We start from the raw sequence: 25,424 nt of genomic DNA on the forward strand, positions 1-25,424 counted from the left end.
TTGTCAGGTTTGCTTGCGGCGCAGGCCCAAAGCGGCGAGCAACATGGCCAGTGCCGCCGGAATGAAGGGGAGGCTTCCAGCGCCTCCCAGGCTGTCCACAAAGCAATCTACAAAGTGATCATCGTTCCATTCGCCGCGGTGGTAGTGGTAGGGCGGATTATCGTCATCGCCGCCGCCCGCGGATTTTGTCAGGCCAGCAGCGAATACGGTGAAGTGCGTCGTGGTGAAGGTGACGGTTCGATTTTTCTCATTCACGCTGACCACTGTGATCCCGTCCGTTTTCCAGGTCAGGCTCACCGTGTCGAAATAATACACGAGCGTCGGTGCGGTATAGCCCTTGTAGGGCATGGTGATGGTAATGGGCGTACTGAAGGTTTGTCCGCTGGGGGTGAAAACAAAGGGTTTTCCCACCCCTTGGATATACGAGGGCAATGCCGGTTCGGGCAAAAGTTCGCCCACGGTGAACGTGATGCCCGGGGTGACGGTTATGCTGCCTGCTTTCCGAAGGGGCTCCTCCTGGTAATCCACGGCGCCCTGAGGGAAGACCAAAGACATGCCCGGATACATCCCGGAGGTGACGGTGATCACCGCGCCGTTGGAATCCACGTTAAAGGGATAATACAGCAGGATGCCGGATTCCTCCGGATCGGGAACGGCGGAGGTCAGCCAGGGGTCGATCCAAACGTCGCCGTTCAAATAGGCGTCCGGGTCTCCGTAGGCGTCCCAGTAGTTGTAGCGGGCGTCCACAGTATAGTTTGTGTTGTTTTCCACACTGATCCATCCGGGCGCCGCCCCCTTCCGTTCAAAATCCCCATAGGAAATAATGTTGTTAAAGTTGACGGTTGCGGATAAAGGTCCGCTTCCGTTCAGTTGCAGGCACATGATGTCCGATTTTATGGTATTGGATCTCATGTCCACAAAAAGGGCGTTGTGTAGGCACGTTCCGCCTGTCATAACAAAGGGAATGTCATCACCGTCTTCAATCGGAGCCTTGGGCTGCGAAACGTTTGCCGCGTTGTTGATCATGGTGTTGCCCAAGATCTGATTGGTGGTCTTCCTGGCTTTGGCGGGATCGAACAGATAAGACGTTTTGGACTGGGGATCGTTGACCGCCATGATTTCAAAGGGCGTTTCGTTGTAGCCGGCGTACAGGCCGCAATAGTTGCTGAAGGTGATGCCATGGGCGTTTTCCGCCTTGTTGTTCCAGCGGATGCGGCCGTCGGGATAGATGATCACCTGAAAGTCGTTCCAGATCGGGGCGGCGCCCACGGCGTAATAGGCGTCCACCCAGTGCTGCATGTACCACCGGAGAACCAGGCATTCTTCGGGCACGGTTTTGCCGTCTCCGTCCACATCTCCTGCCTGGAAATGGCGGTATCCAAAGCCGTTCATGCGCACTTGCTGGCCGTTGTGGGTTTCGTAAACGGCATCGCCTGTGTCCACCCAGTCGTCGGAGTTTGCGAACAACAGGGTGTACTCCGAATAATAATTGGTGAAATACCCCCTGCTCTCGTAATCCCAGATCCCCTCGGTTCCGTATTGCTGAGCGGCCAGTTCCACGATTCCGTTGGAAGTCATGGAAAAATGGGTATAGTACTCCACGCCGGTTGCAGCCGTGTAGGACACGGGGAAGTCGAAGCCAATGGCGGCTTCTTCCATGGGATAGTCGTCCAGGTCCTCATCCTGTTTTATGGGCTCCTGGTAGGCCGCCCAATTGTCGGCGTTGGTCGTGTTCACTTCAATCCAGCCATATTCCGCGGGTTCGGCGCCCAGGCCGGGAATGGAATCTTCCACAACAATGCCGGGGCCTGCATTGGCCTCAACATCCCTGTCGTCAAGGGGGCCGCCAAGGACTTCGACTTCCAAACCGTCGCCGTACGAAAAAGGCAGATCCAAAGAATCCAGGGAGAACAGAGAGTCGTCCAGGGTGCATTCGCCGATGGTGTTGACGGCGACGAGGTCGTTCCAGGAGTTTTCCAGATAGATGCCCGCAGCATTGTCGGCGATGACGTTGTTGGAGATATTGTGGCCGGAAGAATAGTAGGAGTAGATGCCTTCATCCTGGCTGCCTATGATGACGTTGGACTGAATGACAGCCTGTTCTCCCGCCGTATAAAAGTCTGTCTCGTCCTTGTTCAAGTAATAAGATCCTGTGTTAAGGGCGATGCCGGTCCCATAAGTGTCATAAATCAGGTTATTAAGGACTTGCATATTGGGGCCGCCGACAGCGGCTTCAATGCCGTAATTAGCATTGCTGGTGAACGCATTGCCCTGGATCAAAAGATTCTGGCTTCCTTCATACACAAAAATGCCGGCCCATCCATTGTCATGAAACCAGTTGCCGGTAACCGTGACGGCCGATTGCCATACGCCCTCCAGGGTCAATCCGTCTTCGCCATTTTGGGCGAGAATGGAGTTGGTCAGGGTGAAACTGGGAGCGTCGTAGTTCTTCAATTCAATGCCTGGCCATTCACAGTTTTCAAACGAGCAATGATCTATCACGCTGCCCGGCGCAGTAGGAGTAATGTTCACTAAGTACAAGCCGCATTCGGCGCCGTATACCTGGGCGTAGCTCATGTTCACCGAGCCGTTTCCGGTCACGTAGATTGTATCCCATGCGCCCCCCCCTTTTCGCTCTATCCCAGTGAAGACGACAGGGCTTTCTTCCGATCCCTGAACCTGCAGGGTTCCTGAGATCACCAGCGTAACGTTATAGGAGATAACCAAGGTGGTTTCCACGGCAGGGGAAATGTTTAACGCGTCCCCTTCATTAATGATGAGATCGTCGTTCAATTGATAATTGGGGCTTTCACCGGTCACAACCCCGCCGGAAAGGCCCACCAATTGGTCCAGGGTGTAAGTCGTTCCTCCGCCGGGGGTGTAATAATCGCAAAAACCCTGGGCGGGAAAAAAGACCATAGCTAATGCAATAACCGCCAAAGACGCAAATGCACGTAGAGTGGCCCGGGAGAAGTCTGTGGAATTCATGGTCCCTCCTTGCATAGGAAAACGTTCGCAACGTTAGTTGGTTTGTAATGTGGTGGAAATTGTAAATTTGAAGCTCCAATAGAGCTAAATCAAGTGACGTTATAATGCAAGTGAGAAATTTTTGAGCGGCAAAGGCCAGGTTGAAGCTCATCCAAATCTTAAATCGCCCTTTCTGTGCGGTTGCTATTAAGCGCCAGTTTTTACTACTTATTTTGGATATAAAAGCGGACCTTTCCAATGAATTGATTTGGCGGGATTGCTTGTGCGTGTGATCCCTTTCACATTTTAAGCAATGAGATTTTGGTTAAATCCGGATAATTCGGCGGGTATGGACGGTTATTTTCAGTATTTTCGGTGGATTGCTTATCATTGTTCAGAAACGCCCTTGTTTTTTCTTCCTAGATGCCGGGCATAGTAAAAATGGGGGAAGCCATTCCTTAACGGCTCCCCCCTTTCTAATGCTTACTGTTGTTCAAAAATGTTTGTCAGCCGTTTTCTTTTGAAATTCCGGTCCAAGTCCACGGCAAGATGCTTAACCTCCTGCATGGGAGGCTCTATACTCCTCAAGCAGGCGTTCGGTCCGGGTTAAAATTTTTCTGGAATAAACCCTGTCCGCCATTTTGTCATAAATGGGCCGGGATTTTCTTTTAAGCGCTTCAAGCACTTCCGGCGGCGTTTCCACTTTTTGCACGCCGTATTTGAGCATGGCTTCCAGGCATTTTTTATTGTCGGCCCTGGAGCCTTCAATAAAAGGAGTCTGCCAACTTTCTCGCTGGGCGGAAATGCGTTTTTGATACTCTGCGGGCAAGGCGTTCCATGCTTCCATGGAGACCACGAAAACGGCCGGAGAGTATCTGACATTGGTAGTGTTGACGTACCTGAGCACGGAGTACATCTGAGTGGATACACCCCATATGGGAGGGCCGATATAAGCCTCTGCAACGCCTTGCCGTATGCCGGCGTTGAATTCGGGAACATCCACCGGGACGGCGGAAGCGCCCATGGTTTCAATAAACGAGACTTCAATGTCGCCGCACCAGGTGAGAAACTTTATGTTTTCAAAGGACTCCAGCGAGGCGATGGGCTTGTCCACGGAATAAATCTGGTCAAAGCCCTGATCCAGCCATAAAAGGAGCTTAAGGCCTCTGCTTTGGGTGATTTCATCAAAGGCCGGATACATGGCCTTGCGGATGTAATCCACCTCGTCATAGCTGTTGAACAAGAAAGGCAGGCTGGTGACGCCCAGATCCGGGCAGACCATGAATGCAAGCTGCGCTCCCGATCCCGCAGCCTCAAGTTGGCCGGCTTGCACCTTTTTCAAGACGTCTTCATCGTCCCCCATGATTCCGCCGAAATAGGTTTTCAGGATGAGTTTCCCGTCCGTAGCCCCCAAAAGGCCGGGGACGAAAATTTGATTGATCTGGGTTGCGTAGCCAACCCCTTTCGGAACCAAGGAGCCGGACTTCCAGATATATTCATAGGTTCCGGAATATGCTGACCCGGGAAACAGGATCAGCGCGACAAACGTAAGCAGGACCAGCGCACAGGCGACTTGTTTTTTCGGCATCTTTCCCCCTCGCAATATAAAAAATGCGGCTTTGCGGCCGGGCAAGCCTATTGGCTTTGTCTGAATTCGTCCAAATTGTCCACGATCTCGTCCAGGATCTCTTGGGAATAATATTCGCCCACCAGCTCGTCCCATAGAGGCCTGACCGCGGCGTACAAGGCGTGTTCCATGTTCGGGCTCATTTCAACCTTCGTAACTCCATATTTGAACATGGCTTCCAGGCATTTATCGTTGTCCTGCCTGGAACCCTCGCAAAAATCCGTTTGCCACTGCTCCCGGGCGGCCATGATGTTTTGCTGCTGCTGGGGCGACAGGGCTTCCCAGGCTTCCATGGTAATAATGAACACGCTGGGAGAGTACCGCACGTTGAGTGCGCTGATATATCTTACCACCGAATACATCTGGGTGGACAACGCCCATATTGGGGGGCCTATGTAAGCGTCCGCCAGGCCTTGCCGCAGGGATGTGTTCAGCTCAGGAGCGTTAACCGGAATGGCGGTGGCGCCTATTGCGGTGAAAAACTCCTCTTCAATGTCGCCGCACCAGGTGACAAAGCGGACCTTTTTAAACTGATCCATGGCGTCCAAAGGGAACTTTACGGAATAAAACTGGTCAAACCCCTGATCCAGCCACAAAATCAGCTTAAAACCCTTGTCATTCAAGACCCCGTCATAAACCGGGTACATTTTCTTTTTGATGTAATCCACTTCCTCCCAGTTTTTGAACATCATGGGAAGGTTGACGGCGCCCATCTCCGGACAGACCATCAACGCGCCCTGCACCGATGTGCCGGTGCCTTGCAACTGGCCTATGCGCATTTTTTTTAAATAGTCCTCGTCGTCCCCCATCACACCGCCGTAGTACACCTTTAAAAACACCTGGCCGTCCGTAGCCTTGGCCAGGCCGGGATTTAAAATGTTTTGAATTTGATTGGCGTAGCCCACCCCCTTGGGCACCAGCGTCCCTGCTTTCCACACCACCTCTGCAGCCGAAGCATACCCGGGCGCAGCCAAAGTGAGGCACACGATGGAAAGCACGGCCCAAAAAAGACTTCTAGCTTTCATGACAGTCTCCTTAAACAGTTCCAATTTTTGATAATCAAGGCCAGAAATGCGTCTCTGAAAATTAAGGCTCTCATATCTTGACTGTAGAGTCAATAATAATAGTTTATATCCTTTAAATTAGGATTATATCTCCTGGTATTATTTATATACAGTCAATGGGCAGTTCAATGCCGCTCCGGTTTAGACAGCGCCCCTGAAACCCATGCTTTCCTTATGAATCCTTTCGGGAAAGGCCGCCGGCTGGGGGGCGCCCATAAAAAACTTGCCCACGCGCCACGCCCCATGATTAAATGCACTAAAACCGTGCTTGATGCACATAAACCCTTGTCCGTTAACGCCTGTATACTGGGAGATGCCGCATGAAGAACAGCGCATTGTTTCAAAGTTGGGGCCGGTTCAAAAAGGGGATGGACCCGGAAAGCATTCAACTCGCCTTCGCCAACCACCTGGAATATTCTCTATCCAAGGATCAATACACAGCCACCTTGCGCGACATGTACACCTCCTTGGCCCTATCCATCCGCGACAGGCTTGTGGAGCGCTGGATTCGCACCCAGGAAGTCTATTATGAGCAGGACGTGAAGCGGGTCTACTATCTATCGGCTGAATACCTCATGGGCCGGGTCATGACCAACAACCTTATCAATTTGGGCATGTACGAGCAGACCGTAGAGGCCATGAACGCCGTGCACGTGGATTTTAAAAGCATTCTGGAGCAGGAGCCGGACATGGGGCTTGGCAACGGGGGCCTGGGCAGGCTGGCGGCCTGCTTCCTGGATTCCATGGCCACCCTGAGCATCCCCGCTTACGGCTATGGAATACGCTACGAATTCGGCATCTTCGATCAGGAAATCAGGGGGCTGGAACAGGTGGAATGCCCTGAAAACTGGCTTCAGTACGGCAATCCCTGGGAGATCGCCAGGCCGGAAAAGACGCAGCGGGTGCGCTTTCAGGGGCGGGTCGAACACGTTCGCCAGCCGGACGGAAGCATCCGGGCGGAATGGGTGGACACCAACGACGTGATCGGCGTGGCCTATGATACGCCCATCAACGGGTACGCCAATGAGACGACCAACACCTTGAGGCTCTGGTCGGCCAGGGCTTCCAAGGAATTCGACCTGGAGTATTTCCAGCACGGCGATTATATGAAAGCCGTGGAGGAAAAAAATCGCTCCGAGACCATATCCAAGGTGTTGTATCCCAACGATCAGGTGTATCAGGGCCGGGAATTGCGGCTTAAGCAGCAGTATTTCTTTGTGTCCTGCTCCATACAGGACATTATTCGCCGTTATTTGGTCAATCATGACGACTTTGACCAGTTTGCAGCTAAAAACGCCATTCACATGAACGACACCCATCCGTCCCTGGCGGTGGCCGAACTCATGCGCCTTCTGGTGGACGAGTACAACCTGGCCTGGGAGAAAGCCTGGGAAATCACAACCAAAACTTGCGCATATACCAATCACACCCTGCTGGCCGAGGCCTTGGAAAAATGGCAGGTTTCCATGTTTGAAAACCTCCTGCCGCGGCCTCTTGAAATCATTTACGAAATCAACAAGCGCTTTTTGCGGCAGGTTTCTTTGCGATATCCCGAGAATCCGGATAAAATGAAGCAACTTTCCCTGATTGGAGAAGGGGAGGAGAAGCGCGTGCGCATGGCCCACCTGGCCATTGTGGGCTCCCACTCCGTCAATGGCGTTGCGGCGCTCCACAGCCGCCTTTTGATGGAAAGGGAGCTGAATCATTTCTACCAGATGTTTCCCGAGCGTTTTAACAACAAGACCAACGGCGTCACGCCCAGAAGGTGGCTTGCGGCGGCGAATCCCGGGCTTGCCCGTTTGATTTCCAGCGCCATTGGGGAAGGTTGGGTAACCGATCTTTTTCAATTGGAAAAGTTGGCGGAAAAGGCGTCGAACCAGGGTTTTATTGAGCAATGGCGGGACGTCAAGCAGGAGAACAAGGAGGATTTCGCCGCCCTGGTGCGGGATATGACCGGAGAGATAATCAACCCCGAATCCATATTCGACTTTCAGGTGAAGCGGATCCATGAGTACAAGCGGCAGACCCTGAACATCCTCCACGTGGTCTACCGGTGGCTTTCCCTCAAAAGGGGCGAGGCTCGGGATTACGCGCCCCGGACCTTCTTCTTCGGCGGAAAGGCCGCCCCGGGGTATTACATGGCAAAGCTCATCATCAAGTTCATTTGCCACGTGGCGGATATGATCAACAAAGATCCCCAGACCAATGACCTGCTTAAGGTGATCTTTCTGCCCAATTACAGGGTGTCGCTGGCGGAGCGGATTTTCCCCGCCTCAGACGTTTCGGAGCAGATTTCCACGGCCGGATATGAAGCTTCGGGCACCTCCAATATGAAATTCGCCATGAACGGCGCCTTGACCGTGGGAACGGCGGACGGCGCCAATGGGGAGATCCGGGAAGCGGTGGGGGATGACAACATCTTTATTTTCGGATTGAACGCCGAAGAAGCGGCGGAACTTGGGTCCCGTTACAATGCCCGGGATTATTTGGGGGACCAGGTTTTGGAGCACGTTTTGAGTCACATTTCCAGGGGGCTCTTCAACCCGGAAGATCCGGCCTTGTTCCATCCTTTGTCGGACATGCTGCTCGGGAGGGATAAGTATCTCAATCTGGCCGATTTTCATGCCTACGTCCAATGCCAGGAGCAGGTGGACGCCTTGTATAAGGATCAAATGGAGTGGACGAAAAAGTGCATCTTGAACGTGGCCCGTATGGGCTTTTTTTCGTCCGACAGGACTATTTCGGAGTATAATAAGGACATTTGGAAAGCCGAGCCGGTGACTGTGACCCGCGGGGAGGGAAAGACGCCGGACGCTCAGGGAGGAGGCGATTGTGGGGGGGATCAATAAGGATTGGCTGGCGCCGTGCGGCTTGTATTGCGGCGTGTGCGGCATCATGTATGCGGATCGGGACGGAAACGAGAAGTTTAAAGAGCGCTTGTGCAGCGTTTATGGGACCAGGCCCGAGGATATCAAGTGTAAAGGGTGCATGGCGGAGAACGAAGAGGACGTTTTTTTGTACTGCCGCTCTTGTCCCATTAAGCAATGCTGCGTGGAAAAAGGGATTGAGGGGTGCTATCAGTGCGACGCCTTTCCTTGCGGCCACATCAACAATTTCCCCATGCCCGTCGGCAAAAAAGTCATGCTGAGAGCCGTGCCGCAATGGCGGGAGTGGGGAACGGAAAAGTGGGTTGAAGAGGAGGAAAAGCGCTACCATTGCCCTGAATGCGGGTACAAGTTGTTCCGGGGCGCTAAACGTTGCAGAAACTGTAAGGCGGAGGTGGATGCGGATTAGGCTGACGGTTGATTGGGCTGGGCGTCAAGGACCTTGCGGATGGACTTGGCCAGTTCGGACTTTACGAGAGGCTTCATGGCAAAGGCCTTTATGCCCATGTCCATGGCTTTTTCAGGCGTGATTTTATTGCTGTATCCCGTGCAAAGAATAACCGGGATGTCGGGCCTGATCTTCATCAATTCCGCGGCCAGAACGTCTCCGTTCATGTCCGGCATGGTCATGTCCGTAATAACTATATCAAAACCATTGGGCTTATTCCGTACAAGCTCCAATGCCTGGAGGCTGCTTGTGTGCGTGGTGACTGTGTAGCCCAGGCGTTCGAGCATTTTTCCTCCCAATTTGACAATGGAAGGCTCGTCATCCACAAAAAGGACCTTTTCCCTGCCTTTGGGAGCGTGGCCGAACCGGTTTTCCGGGAGAGCTTCGGCTTTGCCTTTGACCAATGGAAGATAAATGGTGAATTCCGATCCCCCTCCCACTTTACTGGACGCCAGGATTTCCCCTCCGCAGTTCTGCACAATGCCGTGGACCACGGCCAGGCCCAGCCCGGTGCCTTTGCCGAAACCCTTGGTCGTGAAATAGGGCTCGAAAATGGATTGAATGGCGTCGGCTGGAATTCCGTATCCCGTGTCCCTTATACCCATTTTCAGGTATTCCCCGGGGTGAAGGTTGGGAGTTCTGGAAGCCAGTTCGGCATCCACCAAAACGTCCGCCAGGTCAACTTGCAGCAGCCCTCCTTTTTCCTCCATGGCCTGGACTGCATTGGTGCAAAGATTCAGCAATACCTGATGGATCTGAGTGGGGTCGGCCATGACCAGGGATTCACTTTGTATATTCTGCTTGATTTTGATGGAGGGCGGCACGGTGGACCGGAGCAGTTGCAGCGTCTCTTTGGTTATACTGCTGACACGGACGGGCTTGGGCTCTTCGCTTCCCCTCCTGGCGAAGGTCAGAATCTGCTTAACCAGCCCCGAGGCCCTGGTTCCGGCCCTCAGCACTTCCTGCAGGCATTCCTCCTGCTGAGCGCCGGGTTTTGCGTCGTCCAGGGCCAGTTCCGTGAATCCGATGATTGAATTGAGAATATTGTTAAAGTCGTGGGCGATTCCGCCGGCAAGCGTGCCTATAGATTCCATCCTTTGGGAGTGCTTGAGCCGTTCCTCCAGATCCTTGCGGATATTCTCCGCCTTTAGCTGCGCCGTGACATCCGTAATAACCGTTAAATATCCTTCAAGATTTCCGGCTTGGTCGTAACTGTAGTCCCAGGTGACCTGCAAATCCAATATGTCGCCGTTTTTGGCAAGAAAGGGCCGGGTGAAAGGATGCGGAGGCGGCATGTTATCCCTGATTTTATCAAAGCGCCGTTTTTGCACTTCCAATTCTTCGGGATCAGGCGCGAAATCCCAGGCGTATGTCCCAACGAGTTCCTCATACAGATAGCCGCTAACCCTCTGATAAGCCAAGTTGACGAATTTGACCTGGCCGTTCAAGTCAATTTCCTGAATGCCGTACGGCAGCGTCTCCAGCAAGGATTTGTATTTCTCCTGGCTGACGGCCAGCGTGCGCCCCGCTTTCCTTTCCCTGTCAAAGGCGTTTTTCAGGCCCTCCAGCATGATGGTGGCCGTGATTGTTATCATGGCGCTGATTAACATAAAATTGACGGTCATGACCCACCAGATATTGACAGGGTTCTCCAGGGAAGACGTCCAGCCTGGGGCTTTGTACGCTATAAAAACGCCTACGCCGATCATGGACAGTACGTTGATAATAAGAGACCAGACGGCCATGCGCATACCGCCTATGCCGCCCATCAGCACCGAGGCGCCGAAAAGCCAGATGTATCCGGCGCCATGAAAGCCCAGCGTAAAAAGCAAAAACACGCCAAGGGAATATAACATGCCGAAAGCGGCCCAGGCCCGTGCTTTTAAGGAGAGGCGTTTACCGGAGAAAAGCAGGAAGACGGCGGTGAAATACGCCAGAATGTCTACGATGGCTATATCGGGGCGATCCACCTGAAAGCTGAGGATTACGCTTGGGATCAACGCAATCGGCCCCAACACAGTGGTTACGAAAAAGAGGACGAACAAAATTCTTTCCCGCCAGAAAGAAAGCGGGTCATCCCTGGAAATGTGTTCCGGCATAAACCGGCTTTCCAGGGCGCTCCAATACATGCCCAGTTTTTGATACATGGTATGGAATTATATCATCGTGTTAGTCATTGAATTTAATAACGCATCCAGCCACCAGTAAATGGCGGAACCGTCAGCCTTTGCCAAAATCCCCTAAACCCAAAATTTTGGATGCAGTATTCGAGCCAAATTTTTTTTAGCGGAATAGGCAGGACGCGAATTTGGAAAAAAGATAGGCGCTAAACGTGCGGAAGTCGGTATGTAATATTTTGATATTGCGCCTATATTTTGTATGCGCCTTGAGGGGGGGGCGATCCGGCGCCGGCAAGGATTGCTCGGCGCCGGCGGGAAAAACGGTCCGCCCTGTTTATGCCTTTGGACAAAAGGCCTCCGGGGTCTGGGTTTAGCTGTTCCATCCAAACTGGATTTCCAAAGGAGCAGGGTTTGCGATGGTGTCGCACAGGGCGCACCTCTTGCAGAGTTCCTGCTCAAAGGACTGCCTCTCCACCTCAGGCAGGTCCGCATCCAATTTTACATGGATCGCCAGCCCGACGAAGCCCGTTGGGTTGGAAGACTCCAAGCCCATGGCCTTGGACGGATCGATGGGGCCGGAAACTCCGACTTGGAGCCCATTCAGCTTCACCCCTTTTTGCTCCATCATGATTCGGGCTATGTTGACCATGCACCCTCCCAGCGCCATGGCCAAAAGCTCCGGAGGCGTCGGCCCGGAGTCGTCGCCCATCATTTCCTTCTTCATGTCCATCACGATTTCGTGGCCGCGGCCCTGGGCGATAATCCGCCGGTTTTCTCCCGGCCGGACCAGAGTTTCCACGTGAATGACTTCCACCGTCATTTCCTGGCTGTCTTCTTGCATTGATTTTCCTCCTTTTTGCCCTGGTTGGTTTTTTGATCGATAATAGCGATTAATTATGATAATGCTTGTTTTGATCCTATGGATGAGCCTACGATAGACAGGCTGTGCCAGTCCAACAAATAGATTTGATATTCTTATCGCTTTTATCGATATAGAAGGAGAAAATATTGGATCTCCAAAAACTCAAGACATTCAGCACCGTGGCCTCCCTGATGAATTTCAACCAGGCCGCCGAGGTTTTGAACTACGCCCAATCCAGCGTATCCGCGCAAATCAAGGCTTTAGAAAATGATCTGGACGCCCTGCTGTTCCAACGCGTGGGAAAAAGGGTCAAGCTGACCCCGGCGGGCGAAAAAATGCTCCAATACACCCATAAGATGCTTGCCATCGAGCAGGAGGCGCGCAACGAAATAAAAGGAGAGGCGGCCGGCGCCTCCCTGCTGACGCTAAGAATGCCTCAGACCGTGGCCGCCTGCCATTTGCCCATGGCCTTGCCGGCTTTTCAAAAGCGGTTTCCCAATGTTAACCTGGACGTTACGTCTTGCGCCCTATTTTCCCTGGAGCACGAACTGTCCATTGGAACGGTGGACCTCGCCTTTCTCCTGACCGACACGGTGAGCGCCGCAAGCCTGGATATGGAAATGATCAGGACCGAAACCCTGGTTGTGGCGGCCTCGCCGGGTCATGAACTGGCCGGGAAGGCCGGTTTGGGCTACAAAAGCCTGGACGGACGGGTATTGTTTTTGCCCAAGGCGGATTGCGGCTATCGCATGGAGTTTGAGCAGGCCCTGACCTTGGAAAGGGTGAGGCTCGGCAGCCTGATCGAAATGAATTCCATTGAAGCCATTAAGGCTGCGGTCGCCAACGGCATGGGCGTGACCATTATTCCCCGCATATCCATTGAGCATGACCTGAAAACCGGACGCCTGATCGAACTGGATTGGGAGGAGCCAATGGAAACGGGCCTTTTGATGATTTGGCAAAGGGATAAATGCTTTTCGCCCGCCCTGGATGCCTTTATGGATGCATTCAGGCGCGGCGCGGCCGGATTTTGAAACCAATCCGGTCTCCAGCATCATAAAGCATTGGAACGGGGCGTGTTCTTGCTGATTTTTAAAAAATTCTATTATTTAAGATGGTTAGGCTGCAGGGCTTTTTTGAAAAATTTTTTGCGGGGGAGTGTGCTGAGGATGCTTAGGGGAAGGCCGGGCGGCCTCCCCCAAAAAACTATTCGATGGTCATGAGGACCTGGCCGGCGTCCACTTTGTCGCCTTCCTTGACCGTGATGGAAGCAACGGCGCCGCCTGCAGGAGCCGCAATGGGGTTTTCCATTTTCATGGCTTCCAGGATCATGACATCCTGATCTTCACTAACCTGATCGCCTTCTTTAACCAGAATCTGTACGATGGTTCCCGGCATAGGGGCAGCAACTTCACTCATGGGGTTCCTCCTGTTTAGTTGTTACAAGAATCGTCGGAATTGATAAATTCTTTATGCCTGGGCCGGAAAGGTGAGACGCCGGCCTGCATTCTCTCGCTGGTAAAGCGTCCCCAAAGGTGACGGAAAACCAAGTTAATGTCAAGAACAAAGGCGTTCTATAGGACGTCAGCGCTCTTTACAAGCCGGGAAGGGTCATGTATTTAATGCCCAGGCATGAGAAAGGATAAGACCATGACGCCAAAGCCTTTAAAGCATTTCTTCATATTATTGGGGATTTTTCTGTTTGCAGCCGTCCTGGCGGCGCCTGCATGGAGCGACGCGACCCAGGGCGCCGACGACATTGAAACCGAAGACCTGATGGAGCCTTCAGCGGTTGCACTTCCTCCTGTTGACGAGGTTTTGAACAAGGTGCAGGCCCACTACGGCCAAAAGGGATTTTGCTCCCAGTTCACCCAGGTGGCCACGCTGACGGGCATGGGCATCCAGGACACCGCCTCCGGGTATGCCTGTTTTAATTACCCGGATAAAATGCGTTGGGAATATGAGGTCCCGGAAGAACAGGTGATCATTTCCGACGGAAAGCGTTTGTGGGTGTACAGACCCTTGGACAATCAGGTGCTTGTGGGCGATTCCAAGGATTATTTCGGAGCGGGGGAAGGCGCCAGTTTTCTTACGGATGTGAACATCCTGAAAAACCAGTTCGACGTCTCTTGGGCCGAACAAGCCTGGCAGCACTCCGCCGGATTGCAAAACGCCTGGGCTTTGAAGCTTACTCCCAAAAAGGAGAATCCGGACTTTACGGTCCTGTATTTGCTCATTAACAAGAAAACATGCAGCATTTTCGAAACCGCTTCCTTTAATAATTTCGGAGACGAAACCCGGATTAATTTCGCGGAGCCTGATTTTTCAATGCCTCCCAAGGATTCGGAATTTGTGCTAACCATCCCGGAAGGGGTTGACGTCATGGAGATGTCCGGCGCCCCGGAGGGAGAATAGAATAAGGATCAGGAATCATGGACGCTAAGGCAACCAATCAGGAAGAAACCGCCCGTCTGACCGAGCGCGTGCGTCAACTGCTCAAGGAAAAAAACGCCGTCATGCTGGCTCATAATTACCAGCCCCCTGAAATCCAGGATGCGGCCGACATGTGCGGGGATTCGCTGGAGCTTTCCATCAAGGCTTCCAAGACCGGCGCCCAGGTCATCGTGTTCGCCGGAGTGCATTTCATGGCCGAAACCGCGTCCATCCTGTCGCCCCAAAAAACCGTGATCCTTCCCCGGGAAAACGCAGGCTGCCCCATGGCCGACATGATCGATCCCCAGTCCCTTGCAAAACGCAAAGAGGAGCTGCCCGGCGTGCCCGTGGTCACTTACGTCAACTCCCCGGCCGCCGTAAAGGCCCTGACCGACGTCTGCTGCACCTCCGCTAACGTGGTGAAGGTCGTCAGCAGCATTGAAGGAAGCGAAGTCCTCATGGCGCCTGACAAGAATCTGGCCATGTTCGCCTCAAGGCAGACCGACAAGAAAATCCACATCTGGGAAGGGTGCTGCCCCTACCACGACGCCCTGACTCCCCAGGACATTCTGGCCGCCAAGGAAAAATACCCCAACGCCGTGGTTATGGCCCACCCCGAGTGCAGGCCGGAAGTGATCGACATGGCCGACGTAGCCCTCAGCACGTCGGGCATGCTGGCCTATCCCGATGCTTCGGACGCCGAGGTTTTTATTGTGGGGACCGAAGTGGGAATCCTGCATCCTTTAAAGAAAAGGCATCCCAACAAGACGTTTATTCCCGCCTCGGAAAAACTTCTTTGCCAGGACATGAAGCGGATCACCCTGCAGGATGTGATCCGCAGCCTGGAGAACATGACCGGGGTGGTGAAGGTTCCGGAGGAAATCCGGGTCCCGGCCCTGTCCGCCGTGGAAAAAATGACGCAATACATAAACTGACTTAAATTTTAAGATTTCTGAGTCAGGCCCTTCTCTATGACCTCCCGGGTTGCATACATCAGATCCGGGAGGTTTTCTTTATCATATTCGCTGGTGTCAATAGCCGGATGAATGATCATGGTTGCGTTGCCGCAATACAGATCCAGGGTGTCTGTGGGTAAAATATCCTTGGTGCCGACGATGGTCACGGGCAGGATGGGCAGGCCCAGGTCCAGGGCGAAGGTGAAAGCGCCCTTTTTGAAACGCAGCAGTTTTCCGTCGCGGCTCCTCGTTCCTTCAGGGAAGAAAAGCACGGAGGTGCCGTTGACGATTTTTTCCTTGGCTGCATTGATGGAGGCCAGGGCCTTTTCCGTATCTGAGCGGTCGATAAAAATATGGCCCAGCCTGGCGCAGGCCGCGCCTAAAAAAGGCACGCTCCTCAATTCCGCTTTCATGACCCATTTGAAGTCAATGCCCAACTGGCCGTAAAGCACAAAGATGTCATACTGGCTCTGATGGTTGGCGCAGATCACATAAGACTGCTTGGGGTCGATGTTTTCACGGCCCAAAATTTTTACCCGCATGGGGGTGACGATGCTGTTCAGCTTGGCCCAGGGCACGCCTGTAATCTGTCCTACGAACTTGGGATCCATAAACGTGCACAGCAGCATGGCAAGCAGCCCAAAGACGCAGGTGCTTACAGCAAGGACGGGTACAACGACCAGCCATTTGTAAAACTTGTAGAGCTTCCTATTCATTTCTCACACCATAAAGAATTGATAATTCAAGGGTACGCGCCGGAGAAAAATGACCTTCAGTCATAACTTCCCCGGCTCATTTTTTTACTTACTCTAACTAGTGCAGTAAACGAAATAGGAAAAACCTAAAAAAATTTCAATGATTATTTTTGGGGCAAAGCTGGTTTTCCCGGGCTTGCTCCAGGGGTGCGCACAGGCCAAGTTGGCAGGCTTTTTCAAGATCCTTGCAGGCTTGAGCGTCTTCATGCAGGTCGAAAAAAGCCGCTCCACGGCGCACGTACGCCTCGGCGTCGTTAGGATCGCTCTCTATGACTACGGTATAGTTGTCCGTTGCGTCCCGGTATCTCCCCAACGCCTCGCAGGCAAGAGCCCGGTTAAAATAGGCCTGGGGCAAACCGGGGTTAAGTTTGACGGTTTGGTCGAAATCGGCGAGCGCCTTTTCCGGCTGGCCTAACATCATGTATGCGCTTCCGCGGTTCAGATAAGCCGGAGGATAGGAGGGGTTGATGTATAAGGCCTTATTGGCGCATTCAAGCGCCAGTTTGGGGTTTCGGAGTTCCTTGATGCGCAGCAGTTCCGCCGCCATCTGGCTCCATTTTTCGGCGGAAACGGATTTTTGGGGCGCCTCCTCAGGCGGGTGGCGCAAGGGCGCAGAAGGCGTGTTGACGGTTGTCCGGGGGCGGGAGGCCTTTTCAGCGATCCCGGGCGACGGCAGGATCAGCAGGGCCGCCAAACAGATCGCCGCCGCTGGATAGCTGATAAACGTCCTCTTCACTAAAAGGACGCCGAGCCGGTGCGTAAAATCCGGTTGGTCCATCCTTCGGGAATGGAGCCTGTGGACAGAATTTCCTGGCTCGGCCCGGGATAAACCACAGAGCCTGCGTCCGCCGCGGGATTGCGTAAATAGAATCCGTACGAGGTGGCGTCCTGGTTCACGTCTTTGAGGCTGAGCTTAACGTCCTCCTCTCCTTCGCCGGACCGATCCGCTTCTTCGCTCAATGCAAGAATCTCAAGGTCCGAAACCTTGGTGTCCGGGTCGGTTGCGCAGTCGCACAACGCCTGGAAAAAGAGCTTTTTCGGCAGGGCGTGCGGCGTGCAAACCATAGATTCCAGGCTGCTGTCGCCCATTTCCTCCATGCCCAGGTCCACGGCCATGTTCAAAAAATGCTCCGCCTTTTCTAAGGTGATGACGTCCTCGGGCGAAAACAGAAGATTTTCCGGGGTGACGGGCGCATCGGCGGCAAAGCCGGCTGTATAAGCGGCCAGAAAAACCACGGCCGTAAGAATAAGGGTTCTTTCATGCATGACAGGCCCCCTTTTGTCGGGATGTTGGCAGGCGTCTCCGGGACAGGTGGAATGGTCAAGGCGTTTCTCCACTTAAATCAGGATACTCCGCTCCTCGCTCAATGTCAATAACTGACCGTACGATGAAAAATATCGGCTTGATCCAGCGAAACCTTTACAAATTTTTTCTGCAGCGAAGGCATATGGATAGGGGCGCCCACAGGCAGCGGCATTAATTTCAATTAACGGCGCCCGGACCGGGGTCGCTTAAATTAGGCGAAAAAAAAGGGCGTCATCCGAAGTTAACGGAGGGCGCCCTTTGTTTTATGAAGACTGTTCAGAAAAATGAACCTAAATAAACAAAAACGTAAAATGCGGGAAGACGGCTAGGCTTGCTCGCCTTCAAAGGCGACGACATAGGCCTTAAGCACATCCAGTTGCTCGTCGCTCACCTCGGAGAATCTGATGCCGGACTCAAACATTCCTTCCGGGTTGGCCAAGGACCTGACCACCTCGCCCTTGATTGCCACGAGATTTTCTTCAAAGGCAATGGTTACAGCTACCTGGAAGCCTTCCTCCAGTTGTTCGCCGGTCTCCAGCAAAATGCCCGATTCCGAGACATTAAGAGTCCTTCCCATGCCTTGACATTCGGAGTTGCCATCGCAATCAAAGCATGTATATGACAGCAAATTCAGTGAATCGACTCTGTTGTGTCTTCTTCTTTCTTTCATAAATCAATCCTGTGAAGAGTGAATTTGATTCCGGTTTGGAATATTTTAAGGGCTTTATAATGAATGAGAAAAAAAGTCAACAGAATACAGGACATACCACAAATTGTGGGCCGTGTGAAAACCGTTACCATTTGTTGACAAAGAACGAATACTTGCCATAATCTATTTGATGGATTAGTTTAGACTGGTTAAAATTAGGCAAAAAGGAAAGCCGACCATGCTTAACACAACGTCAGAAGAGACGTATCGAGACGGGGAGACTATTTTTGAAGAAGGCAGCACCGGCGACTGGGTGTACGTCGTGGAATCCGGAGCTGTTGAACTATATAAGATCGTGGACGGAAAGAAAGTGGTGATAGAAGTGCTGAGGGCCGGAGAGGTTTTCGGCGAACTGGCCTTCATCGCGCGCTTTCCCCGGACCGCCTCGGCCAGGGCTTTGGGAGACACCGTGCTTGGGGTCATGGACAAAATGTACATGGACACCGAGTACAACAAGCTCTCGGGCAGTTTTCAGCTTGTGTTGAAAAGCCTGGCCATGCGCTTGAAAAAGACCACCGAAGCCGCTGTGGGAAAGCAATCCACTCGCTTTGAGCCCCGGATCAACAAGTGCATAGCCCTGACTTTCAAGGACAAGGACGCTTTTATTCAGGCGTACAGCCATAACCTGTCCGGGTCCGGCCTGTTCATCAAGACGTCCAAGCCCCTGCCCAAGGGGGACACTCTGGATCTTCAAATAAAGATTCCCAAGCTGGAGTCGCCGTTGAAGTTCCTGTGCGTGGTGGCCTGGAGCCGCAAGGAAACCAGCGATCCTGTGAACCTGCCCGTGGGCATGGGCGTTAAATTCGTGCAAATGTCCGACGGTGAAAAAGACCGGCTGCGGAAAATACTCGCCGCCATTTGATGACTGAAGCTGAATCTTACGGCTGAATAACCCGGATGACTCCAACTGCGATGAAACCTATAAGCCGCCATTTTGCCGGAATGATGAAAACAGCCGCCGTTTGTGTGATGGCTTGGGCGCTTTTGTGCCTGGCTGCGCCTTCGGCTTTGGCGGACATCTACCGGTACGTGGATGAACAGGGAGTCACCCATTATACTAACGTGCCTACTCGCGGGAGCTACACCCTGTATATCAGGGAAGCGACTCTCTCCAAAAAGCTGAGAGGAACGCCGGCCAGCTACGACACGCATATCAAAGAGGCTTCGGACCTGCACCATGTGGATTTCGACCTGATCAAGGCGGTCATCAAGGTGGAGTCGGATTTCAACCCCAGGGCGATTTCCAAGGCGGGCGCCCGGGGGCTTATGCAGGTCATGCCGGGCAATTTCGTTCGCCTTGGCATTTCCGATCCGGAAAACCCGCGGCAAAATATTATTGGAGGAACTTGCTACCTGCGCCAGATGCTGAATCGCTTTGGCGGAAAAACCACCCTGGCCCTGGCGGCCTACAACGCCGGCCCCGGCGCGGTGGAAAAATACAACAGCATTCCCCCTTATGAAGAAACGCGGAATTACGTCCGCAAAGTAATGTTGGAGTATCGCCGCCTCCGCAAGATCAGACGGGATAGCGGCATGCAGTGGCAGGTGCACGCATCAACCCCTTGATTAGACCATGAGCCCAGATAAAACAGAGGGAATGGAAAAGCCCAAGGGGTCTGCGCCCAAACGCGGCCGAAAGCCTATCCGGAAAACCGTTCCCGAAAAAAAATCCGAAGAGCCCGCAAATAAAGCGGAGTCCAAAGAATCCCTTGTCCGGAAGAGCAAGCGCAAGGAGCAGTCCATCCGCTCCAGGCTGCCCAGGGCCATGGGCCGGGATCGCCACGCCGTCCTGCGCCAATTGGATCGCCTCCGCTCTCCCAAGATTTCCCTGGATAAAAAATCCAAGACCCTGAGCGCGCTGCAAAATCAGGTCGCCTCTTCCGTGAAGGAAAGAAAGCTGCGGGAAAAATCCCGGCCTTCGTTTGCCTATCCCGAAGAACTGCCTATCTCCGGCCGCAGCGAGGAAATCGTCGAGGCGATCCAGGAAAACCAGGTGGTGGTCATCACCGGCGAGACGGGCTCCGGAAAAACCACCCAGATCCCCAAAATGTGCCTGGCCGCCGGCCGGGGCGTGGACGGGCTTATCGGCTGCACCCAACCCCGGCGGGTGGCGGCCGTCACCGTAGCCCAGCGCATCGCCGAAGAGTTGGGCGAGGACCTGGGCAAGTCCGTAGGCTATAAAATCCGGTTTAAGGAAACCGGCGGCAAGTCCGAAGCCCCGTTCATCAAGATCATGACAGACGGCGTGCTTCTGGCCGAATTTCAGCACGATCCATTTTTCACCAAATACGACACCATCATCGTGGACGAGGCCCATGAACGCAGCCTGAACATCGACTTTATCCTGGGCATCTTAAAAAACCTGCTGCCCAAGCGCCCGGACCTGAAGGTGATCATCACCTCCGCGACCATTGACACGGAAAAATTTTCCAAGGCCTTTAACGATGCTCCCATTGTGGAAGTCTCGGGCCGCATGTATCCCGTGGAAGTCCGGTACGAGCCTCTTTTGACAAGCGGAGACGAAAACAGCGACGCAGGATACGTGGACGGCGCAGTCCGGGCCGTGGAGACCATTTTTTCCCGCAGGCCCAAAGGCGACATCCTGGTGTTCATGCCCACGGAAAGCGACATCCGGGAGACCTGCGACTTGCTTCAGGCCCGGCGCTTTCCCAATGCCCTGATCCTGCCCCTTTTCGGGCGGCTGGCCGGCGGCGAGCAGGCCCGCGTTTTCGCCCGGCATTCGGGAATCAAGGTGGTCGTGGCCACCAATGTGGCGGAAACCTCCATCACCATTCCCGGCATCCGGTACGTGGTGGATACGGGGCTCGCCAGGATATCACGCTACAGCCCCCGGACCGGCACCACCAGCCTGCCAGTGGACAAAATCTCCAAAAGCAGCGCGGACCAGCGCATGGGCCGCTGCGGCCGCGTGGCCGAAGGCATTTGCATCCGCCTCTATGACGAGGAGGATTACGAGTCCCGGCCCCAGTTCACCCTGCCGGAAATCCTCCGGGCCAACCTGGCCGAGGTCATCCTGCGCATGGTGGCTTCACGCCTGCCTGAAGTGCACAACTTTCCCTTTGTGGACCCGCCGGACCCGCGCAGCATCCGCGACGGTTTCAATGTGTTGCGGGAACTGGGCGCGTTGCTGGACCCCAGGCCCGGCGAAAAAACCTATACCATGACCAAAAAGGGCCGCACCATGGCCCGGCTGCCGGTGGATCCCAGGATCTCGGCCATTCTCATCGAGGCCCACCCCAGGGGATGCCTGGCCGAAGCGCTCATTATCGCCTCGGCCCTGTGCATCATCGATCCCCGGGAGAGGCCGGCCGAAAAAGCCCTGCAGGCGGATCAGGCCCATAGGACCTTCGCCCATGGATCGTCCGACTTTCTGTTTTACCTCAACCTGTGGCAGGCCTACTTCCAGCACATGGACAAGGTGAAGTCGGGCAATCAGATGAAAAAATGGTCCATCGCCAATTTCCTCTCGTACAAGCGCATGCGGGAATGGCGGGACGTGCATCAACAATTGACCGCCATCCTTATTGACGAAGGGTTCATTAAAAAAACGCCTCCCATGCCCAAGGCTTTTGAGCCCGGCATGGAGGATTGCCGGTATGAGCCCCTGCATCAGAGCATCGCCTCGGCCTACTTGTCCCAGGTGGCCTCCAAAAAGGACAAAAACATTTATCAGGGAACCAAGGGCCGGGAGGTCATGCTTTTTCCCGGATCGTTTTTGTTCAATCACGGCGGGCAATGGATCGTGTCCGCCCAAATGGTGCACACGTCCCGGCTGTTCGCACGCATGGCCGCAAACATCCTGCCCGAATGGCTGGAGGAGCCTGCAGGCCCCTTGTGCACCCGCACCTACCTGGAGCCTCATTTTGAAAAGAACCGGGGCGAGGTCATCGCCAAGGAGCAAGTGAGCCTCATGGGGCTCATTATCATCGCGGGCAGGCCCACGTCCTACGGGCCCATCAATCCTCAAGAGGCGACGGAGCTATTCATCCAGGGCGCTTTGGTGGAATGCCAGACCAACGAAAAATTCGGGTTTCTGGCCCATAATCAAAAAGTCCTGAACGAAGCCCGGGACATGGAGGAACGCCTTCGCAGGCGGGACCTGGTTGTGGACGAGCTGGGCATCTCCCGGTTTTACGAGCAGCGGCTGGACACGGTCTATTCCATCCAATCCTTGAAGAAGATTATCAAGGACAAAGGCGGGGACTCTTTTTTGCGCATGGACGTAACCGACGTCATGGTGCGCTCGCCCGAAGCCGAGGACCTTTCCCAATACCCCAACCGGCTCAAGGTGGACGGCGCCAAGTTCAAGCTCCAATACCGCTTCGATCCCGGCAGGCCGGGCGACGGCGTGACCATCAAAATTCCCCAGCCCCTGGTGTCCTCCGTGCCGCCCGAGCCTCTGGAATGGGTGGTGCCCGGCCTTTTGCCCGAAAAAGTCACGGCCATGATCAAAGGCCTGCCCAAGCCCTTGCGGGTCAGGCTGGTTCCCGTGAATAAAACCGTGGATCGCGTCATGGACAAGCTGGACAAATACAAGCATTTGTCCATGGGCGCGGCTTTATCCCACGCCATCCACGAAACCATGGGCATTGAAATCCCGGCCATATCCTGGCCCGGGCCGTCCGAGCTGCCTCCGCACCTCACCGCACGGCTGGCCGTCACCGACGCCAAGGGCCGCGTGGTCCGCTTTGGTCGGGATGTGAGGGAACTGGCCCAAAGCATGGGTGAAGTCAAGGACCTGGGCCATTTGGAAAAACTCCGCAACCAATGGGAAAAAACCGGCATCAAGTCCTGGGACTTCGGCGATCTGCCCTCAAGCATTCCGGTGAAAAAAGGCGCTCCCCCGGCGTATGTCTGCCTGTGCCCCGGCGACGACTGCGTGGATTTGAAAATCGTGGAGGACAAGGTCAAAGCCCAGGCCACCCATAAAAAAGGCGTGGCCGCCCTCTGCACCCTGGAGTGCGCCAAGGACATCAAGCACATCAAAAAGTACCTGGCCCTCAAAGGAAACGCCGCCAAACACGCAGCCTATTTCGGCGGAACCAAGCAGATGGAGCAGGTGCTTTTCGACACGCTTTTGGAACGCACCCTGGAAAAGGAGCTTCACACGGAAAAGGATTTCCGCGAGCATGTAAAAACCCGGATTCCCGCCCTGGTGGCTCAGGGGGAAAAGCTGGTGGAATCCACCTCACGGATCATGGAGGCCTTTCACAAAACCAGCGCTCGCATTTCTGAACTGGAGGCCCAATGCCGGAACAACAAATTCGGCCTGGCCTTCTTAAAAAATCTGCGCACGGCCATGACCCAGCTTATGCCGCCCAATTTTCCCAATCTATACGATGACGCCAGGCTGGCGCATATGCCCCGGTATTTACAGGCCGTCACCATCCGGGCCGAACGGGGCCTTTTGGACCTGGACAAGGACAAAGCCAAGGCCGCCCAGGTCAGGGAATTTGAGGATCACCTCCGCCGTCTGGCCAAAGAGCTTGGCATCAAGACCACGCCGGAAAAGCGTAAGGCCGTGGAGGATTTTTTCTGGATGATCGAGGAATTCAAGGTGTCGGTCTTCGCCCAGGAGCTTAAAACCCCCATGCCCATCTCTCCCAAACGCCTTCAAAAGCGCCTCTCCGAAATTGAGATGATGGTTTGACCTGAATCCTTTGACTCAGAAAAAAAGTTGATTGGATATATTACTTTTAAAAATGTTCTGGATGTGAGAATTTTACAGATTCCATTATTTCGCCTTGCATATTCAGGGTTCCATACCTTATATCTGTTGCTGCCCCTTGAAAATAGTAGGGCTGCAATATTGAATCATCCAATTTTTCACTTGGTATAGCATAATATAATGTAATTGACTCCCCTTTTAAGAACTGACTCACTATAGATAAAATGAGGGCGTGTTCAAAAGAGTGATAAGCGTTTTTCCAGGCATGAACCTTCATGCCTTCCGGCTTCAATGTTGCCGGATTAAGAGAGTGCCATACCCCTCCGCAAGTATTGTCAACATAATGATCGACGAAAAAGTGACTTGTTTTGATCAAATTATGAACATGTTTCTTATTTTCAAGTGCACATGTTGCTGCAGCCTGATCCAATTCACAATGAATCCACCACTGCTGCCCTATACTAATTCCATCTTTAGACCACCATTGGTCTTTTTCAGGGAATAAGAATTTTTCCCCCCATGAGGATTGATTATTCAACTCCTGTAAGAATGGTTTTCCGTATCTCTCCTGTGATGCTTCGCTGAATACAGGTCCAGGCAGATATGCTTTTTCGATTAAAAATTCCATTCCAGAACGCCCCAATCCTATGAGTTCTTGGTCTCCGACAATTATTCCTGATAAATAAATCATCCACCAAGTCTTCACGGAATGGCCAAAATCAAAATGTCGGCCACCGGGTACCTTATCATTAAGATTTCCCCAAAAGCTTTGAACTTCGTGATTTTTCCCTCGAACACTCAGTTCGTTGACATAAAAGTTATCCAACATAGTATGACATAAGTGTCCGATCGTAATTTTCCATTCAGAAGAGTAGGGTTCAGGAAGGATCGGTGTAAGTAAGACCATGTATGCATTTAGTTGATCAAGAATGGCCACAAGTTCCGTCATTTGAGTATCATTTTGCAGCCATTTTATTCCTATCAAACTTCCTTCATCGTCGAAAACACCATAATCTCTTAAAATTATTTGATGTTGCTTTAGAATAGCATCTAATACACTCTGATCGCGTGTTAAGTAATAATAGAAGGCCAAACCAATCAAGCTATATGCTTGGTCTTGAGCTGTGCGCTTTAAAAGGTCATCTGTTGAAGTTAACGCTCCTTTTTCATCAAAGGAATTTTTAATTGACCAATAAACACCTTCACGCATAAGCGACAAATATTCAAAGTTACCCGTTGCGTGAAAAGCCACGCCGTATGCAAAAGTCTGCCTTGCGTGGGTTCTTATATATTCGTGCCCCATCAAATCAACTATCCAGCTTGCTCCATTTCTAATTGCTATGCGTTCATACTCTTCTTGATTTGTGACCGAAACCTGTACCCCGTCATCAAAGCGGAAAGTGGGGAAAATCCCCTTTTCTGCAGTTGCTTCTGATGAGGCCCAAAATGGTATAAGATCTCTTTGTAAATGGTTATTCCAGTATTCGTGTCCAGGCAATTCTCTATCGTTGGTGGATAACCCTCCATGATTGGGTTGAGGTATTGTACACGCCATAAAACCCAAAAAGAGTGCGGCCAGCAAAATGAGTCTGTTCTTGCTCAT

The 25,424-nt window shown here is 53.1% G+C and carries 19 protein-coding genes; 8 read left to right on the forward strand and 11 right to left on the reverse strand.

Annotated elements, in window-relative coordinates; all coding sequences use genetic code 11:
• Positions 1–3: 3 nt before the first annotated feature.
• The 3 genes from G491_RS0116650 to G491_RS0116665 all read right to left on the reverse strand — a co-directional run bounded on the left by G491_RS0116650 (position 4) and on the right by G491_RS0116665 (position 5,619).
• On the reverse strand, positions 4–2,988 hold the full coding sequence (locus G491_RS0116650) for a right-handed parallel beta-helix repeat-containing protein (RefSeq protein WP_169829456.1): 2,985 nt from the start codon (positions 2,986–2,988) through the stop codon (positions 4–6).
• 532 nt (positions 2,989–3,520) lie between these two features.
• Positions 3,521–4,555 carry a TRAP transporter substrate-binding protein gene (locus G491_RS0116660; RefSeq protein ID WP_028315397.1) on the reverse strand — a complete coding sequence of 345 codons (1,035 nt, stop codon included), beginning with the start codon at positions 4,553–4,555 and terminating at the stop codon, positions 3,521–3,523.
• Between the two features lie 47 nt (positions 4,556–4,602).
• Positions 4,603–5,619, reverse strand: a complete 1,017-nt coding sequence (locus tag G491_RS0116665) for a TRAP transporter substrate-binding protein (RefSeq protein WP_028315398.1) — start codon at positions 5,617–5,619, stop codon at positions 4,603–4,605.
• A gap of 359 nt (positions 5,620–5,978) precedes the next feature.
• Here G491_RS0116665 and G491_RS0116675 point away from each other — a divergent pair, with 359 nt between their 5' ends.
• Entirely contained in the window at positions 5,979–8,507 is a 2,529-nt protein-coding gene (locus G491_RS0116675; RefSeq protein WP_028315399.1) for a glycogen/starch/alpha-glucan phosphorylase, read from the forward strand.
• Positions 8,491–8,952, forward strand: a complete 462-nt coding sequence (locus tag G491_RS0116680; protein ID WP_248635420.1) for a DUF3795 domain-containing protein — start codon at positions 8,491–8,493, stop codon at positions 8,950–8,952. Before G491_RS0116675 ends, G491_RS0116680 begins: the two co-directional genes overlap by 17 nt.
• On the opposite strand, the gene G491_RS34100 is transcribed toward G491_RS0116680, so the two are convergent.
• Positions 8,949–11,138, reverse strand: coding sequence for a response regulator (locus G491_RS34100; RefSeq protein WP_051327325.1), 2,190 nt, complete (start codon positions 11,136–11,138; stop codon positions 8,949–8,951). The genes G491_RS0116680 and G491_RS34100 overlap by 4 nt on opposite strands.
• Before the next feature lie 343 nt (positions 11,139–11,481).
• Positions 11,482–11,952, reverse strand: a complete 471-nt coding sequence (locus tag G491_RS0116695) for an OsmC family protein (protein ID WP_028315401.1) — start codon at positions 11,950–11,952, stop codon at positions 11,482–11,484.
• Positions 11,953–12,119: 167 nt separating this feature from the next.
• Here G491_RS0116695 and G491_RS0116700 point away from each other — a divergent pair, with 167 nt between their 5' ends.
• Entirely contained in the window at positions 12,120–13,007 is an 888-nt protein-coding gene (locus G491_RS0116700; RefSeq protein ID WP_028315402.1) for a LysR family transcriptional regulator, read from the forward strand.
• Between the two features lie 172 nt (positions 13,008–13,179).
• Here the strand turns inward: G491_RS0116700 and G491_RS0116705 are convergent, their stop codons facing one another.
• Positions 13,180–13,392, reverse strand: a complete 213-nt coding sequence (locus G491_RS0116705; protein ID WP_015948631.1) for a biotin/lipoyl-containing protein — start codon at positions 13,390–13,392, stop codon at positions 13,180–13,182.
• 231 nt (positions 13,393–13,623) lie between these two features.
• On the opposite strand from G491_RS0116705, the gene G491_RS34105 reads away from it, so the two are divergent.
• On the forward strand, positions 13,624–14,388 hold the full coding sequence (locus tag G491_RS34105; RefSeq protein ID WP_051327326.1) for a LolA family protein: 765 nt from the start codon (positions 13,624–13,626) through the stop codon (positions 14,386–14,388).
• A gap of 17 nt (positions 14,389–14,405) precedes the next feature.
• Positions 14,406–15,341, forward strand: a complete 936-nt coding sequence (gene nadA, locus G491_RS0116715) for a quinolinate synthase NadA (RefSeq protein ID WP_035219186.1) — start codon at positions 14,406–14,408, stop codon at positions 15,339–15,341.
• 8 nt (positions 15,342–15,349) lie between these two features.
• Here nadA and G491_RS0116720 read toward each other — a convergent pair whose 3' ends face one another.
• The 4 genes from G491_RS0116720 to G491_RS0116740 all read right to left on the reverse strand — a co-directional run bounded on the left by G491_RS0116720 (position 15,350) and on the right by G491_RS0116740 (position 18,093).
• Entirely contained in the window at positions 15,350–16,078 is a 729-nt protein-coding gene (locus tag G491_RS0116720) for a lysophospholipid acyltransferase family protein (protein ID WP_028315404.1), read from the reverse strand.
• Between the two features lie 136 nt (positions 16,079–16,214).
• Positions 16,215–16,853, reverse strand: coding sequence for a tetratricopeptide repeat protein (locus tag G491_RS31210; RefSeq protein WP_169829457.1), 639 nt, complete (start codon positions 16,851–16,853; stop codon positions 16,215–16,217).
• Positions 16,853–17,383, reverse strand: coding sequence for a hypothetical protein (locus G491_RS0116735; RefSeq protein WP_028315406.1), 531 nt, complete (start codon positions 17,381–17,383; stop codon positions 16,853–16,855). Before G491_RS0116735 ends, G491_RS31210 begins: the two co-directional genes overlap by 1 nt.
• A gap of 365 nt (positions 17,384–17,748) precedes the next feature.
• Positions 17,749–18,093, reverse strand: coding sequence for a PilZ domain-containing protein (locus G491_RS0116740; protein ID WP_015948625.1), 345 nt, complete (start codon positions 18,091–18,093; stop codon positions 17,749–17,751).
• A 217-nt stretch (positions 18,094–18,310) separates the two neighbouring features.
• On the opposite strand from G491_RS0116740, the gene G491_RS34110 reads away from it, so the two are divergent.
• Genes G491_RS34110 through hrpA form a run of 3 tightly spaced genes read left to right on the forward strand, consistent with a single transcriptional unit; the run spans position 18,311 to position 23,803 of the window.
• Positions 18,311–18,994: a TIGR02266 family protein gene (locus G491_RS34110; protein WP_015948624.1), complete on the forward strand. Its 684-nt coding sequence runs from the start codon at positions 18,311–18,313 to the stop codon at positions 18,992–18,994.
• A 50-nt stretch (positions 18,995–19,044) separates the two neighbouring features.
• Complete coding sequence (locus G491_RS0116750) at positions 19,045–19,698, forward strand: lytic transglycosylase domain-containing protein (RefSeq protein ID WP_248635422.1); 654 nt, start codon at positions 19,045–19,047, stop codon at positions 19,696–19,698.
• Between the two features lie 31 nt (positions 19,699–19,729).
• On the forward strand, positions 19,730–23,803 hold the full coding sequence (gene hrpA, locus G491_RS0116755) for an ATP-dependent RNA helicase HrpA (protein WP_211239156.1): 4,074 nt from the start codon (positions 19,730–19,732) through the stop codon (positions 23,801–23,803).
• Positions 23,804–23,849: 46 nt separating this feature from the next.
• Here the strand turns inward: hrpA and G491_RS0116760 are convergent, their stop codons facing one another.
• On the reverse strand, positions 23,850–25,424 hold the full coding sequence (locus tag G491_RS0116760; protein WP_028315409.1) for an AGE family epimerase/isomerase: 1,575 nt from the start codon (positions 25,422–25,424) through the stop codon (positions 23,850–23,852).

Origin of the sequence: Desulfatibacillum aliphaticivorans DSM 15576 (assembly GCF_000429905.1) — a bacterium.
In the GTDB taxonomy this organism is placed as follows: Bacteria; Desulfobacterota; Desulfobacteria; order Desulfobacterales; family Desulfatibacillaceae; genus Desulfatibacillum; species Desulfatibacillum aliphaticivorans.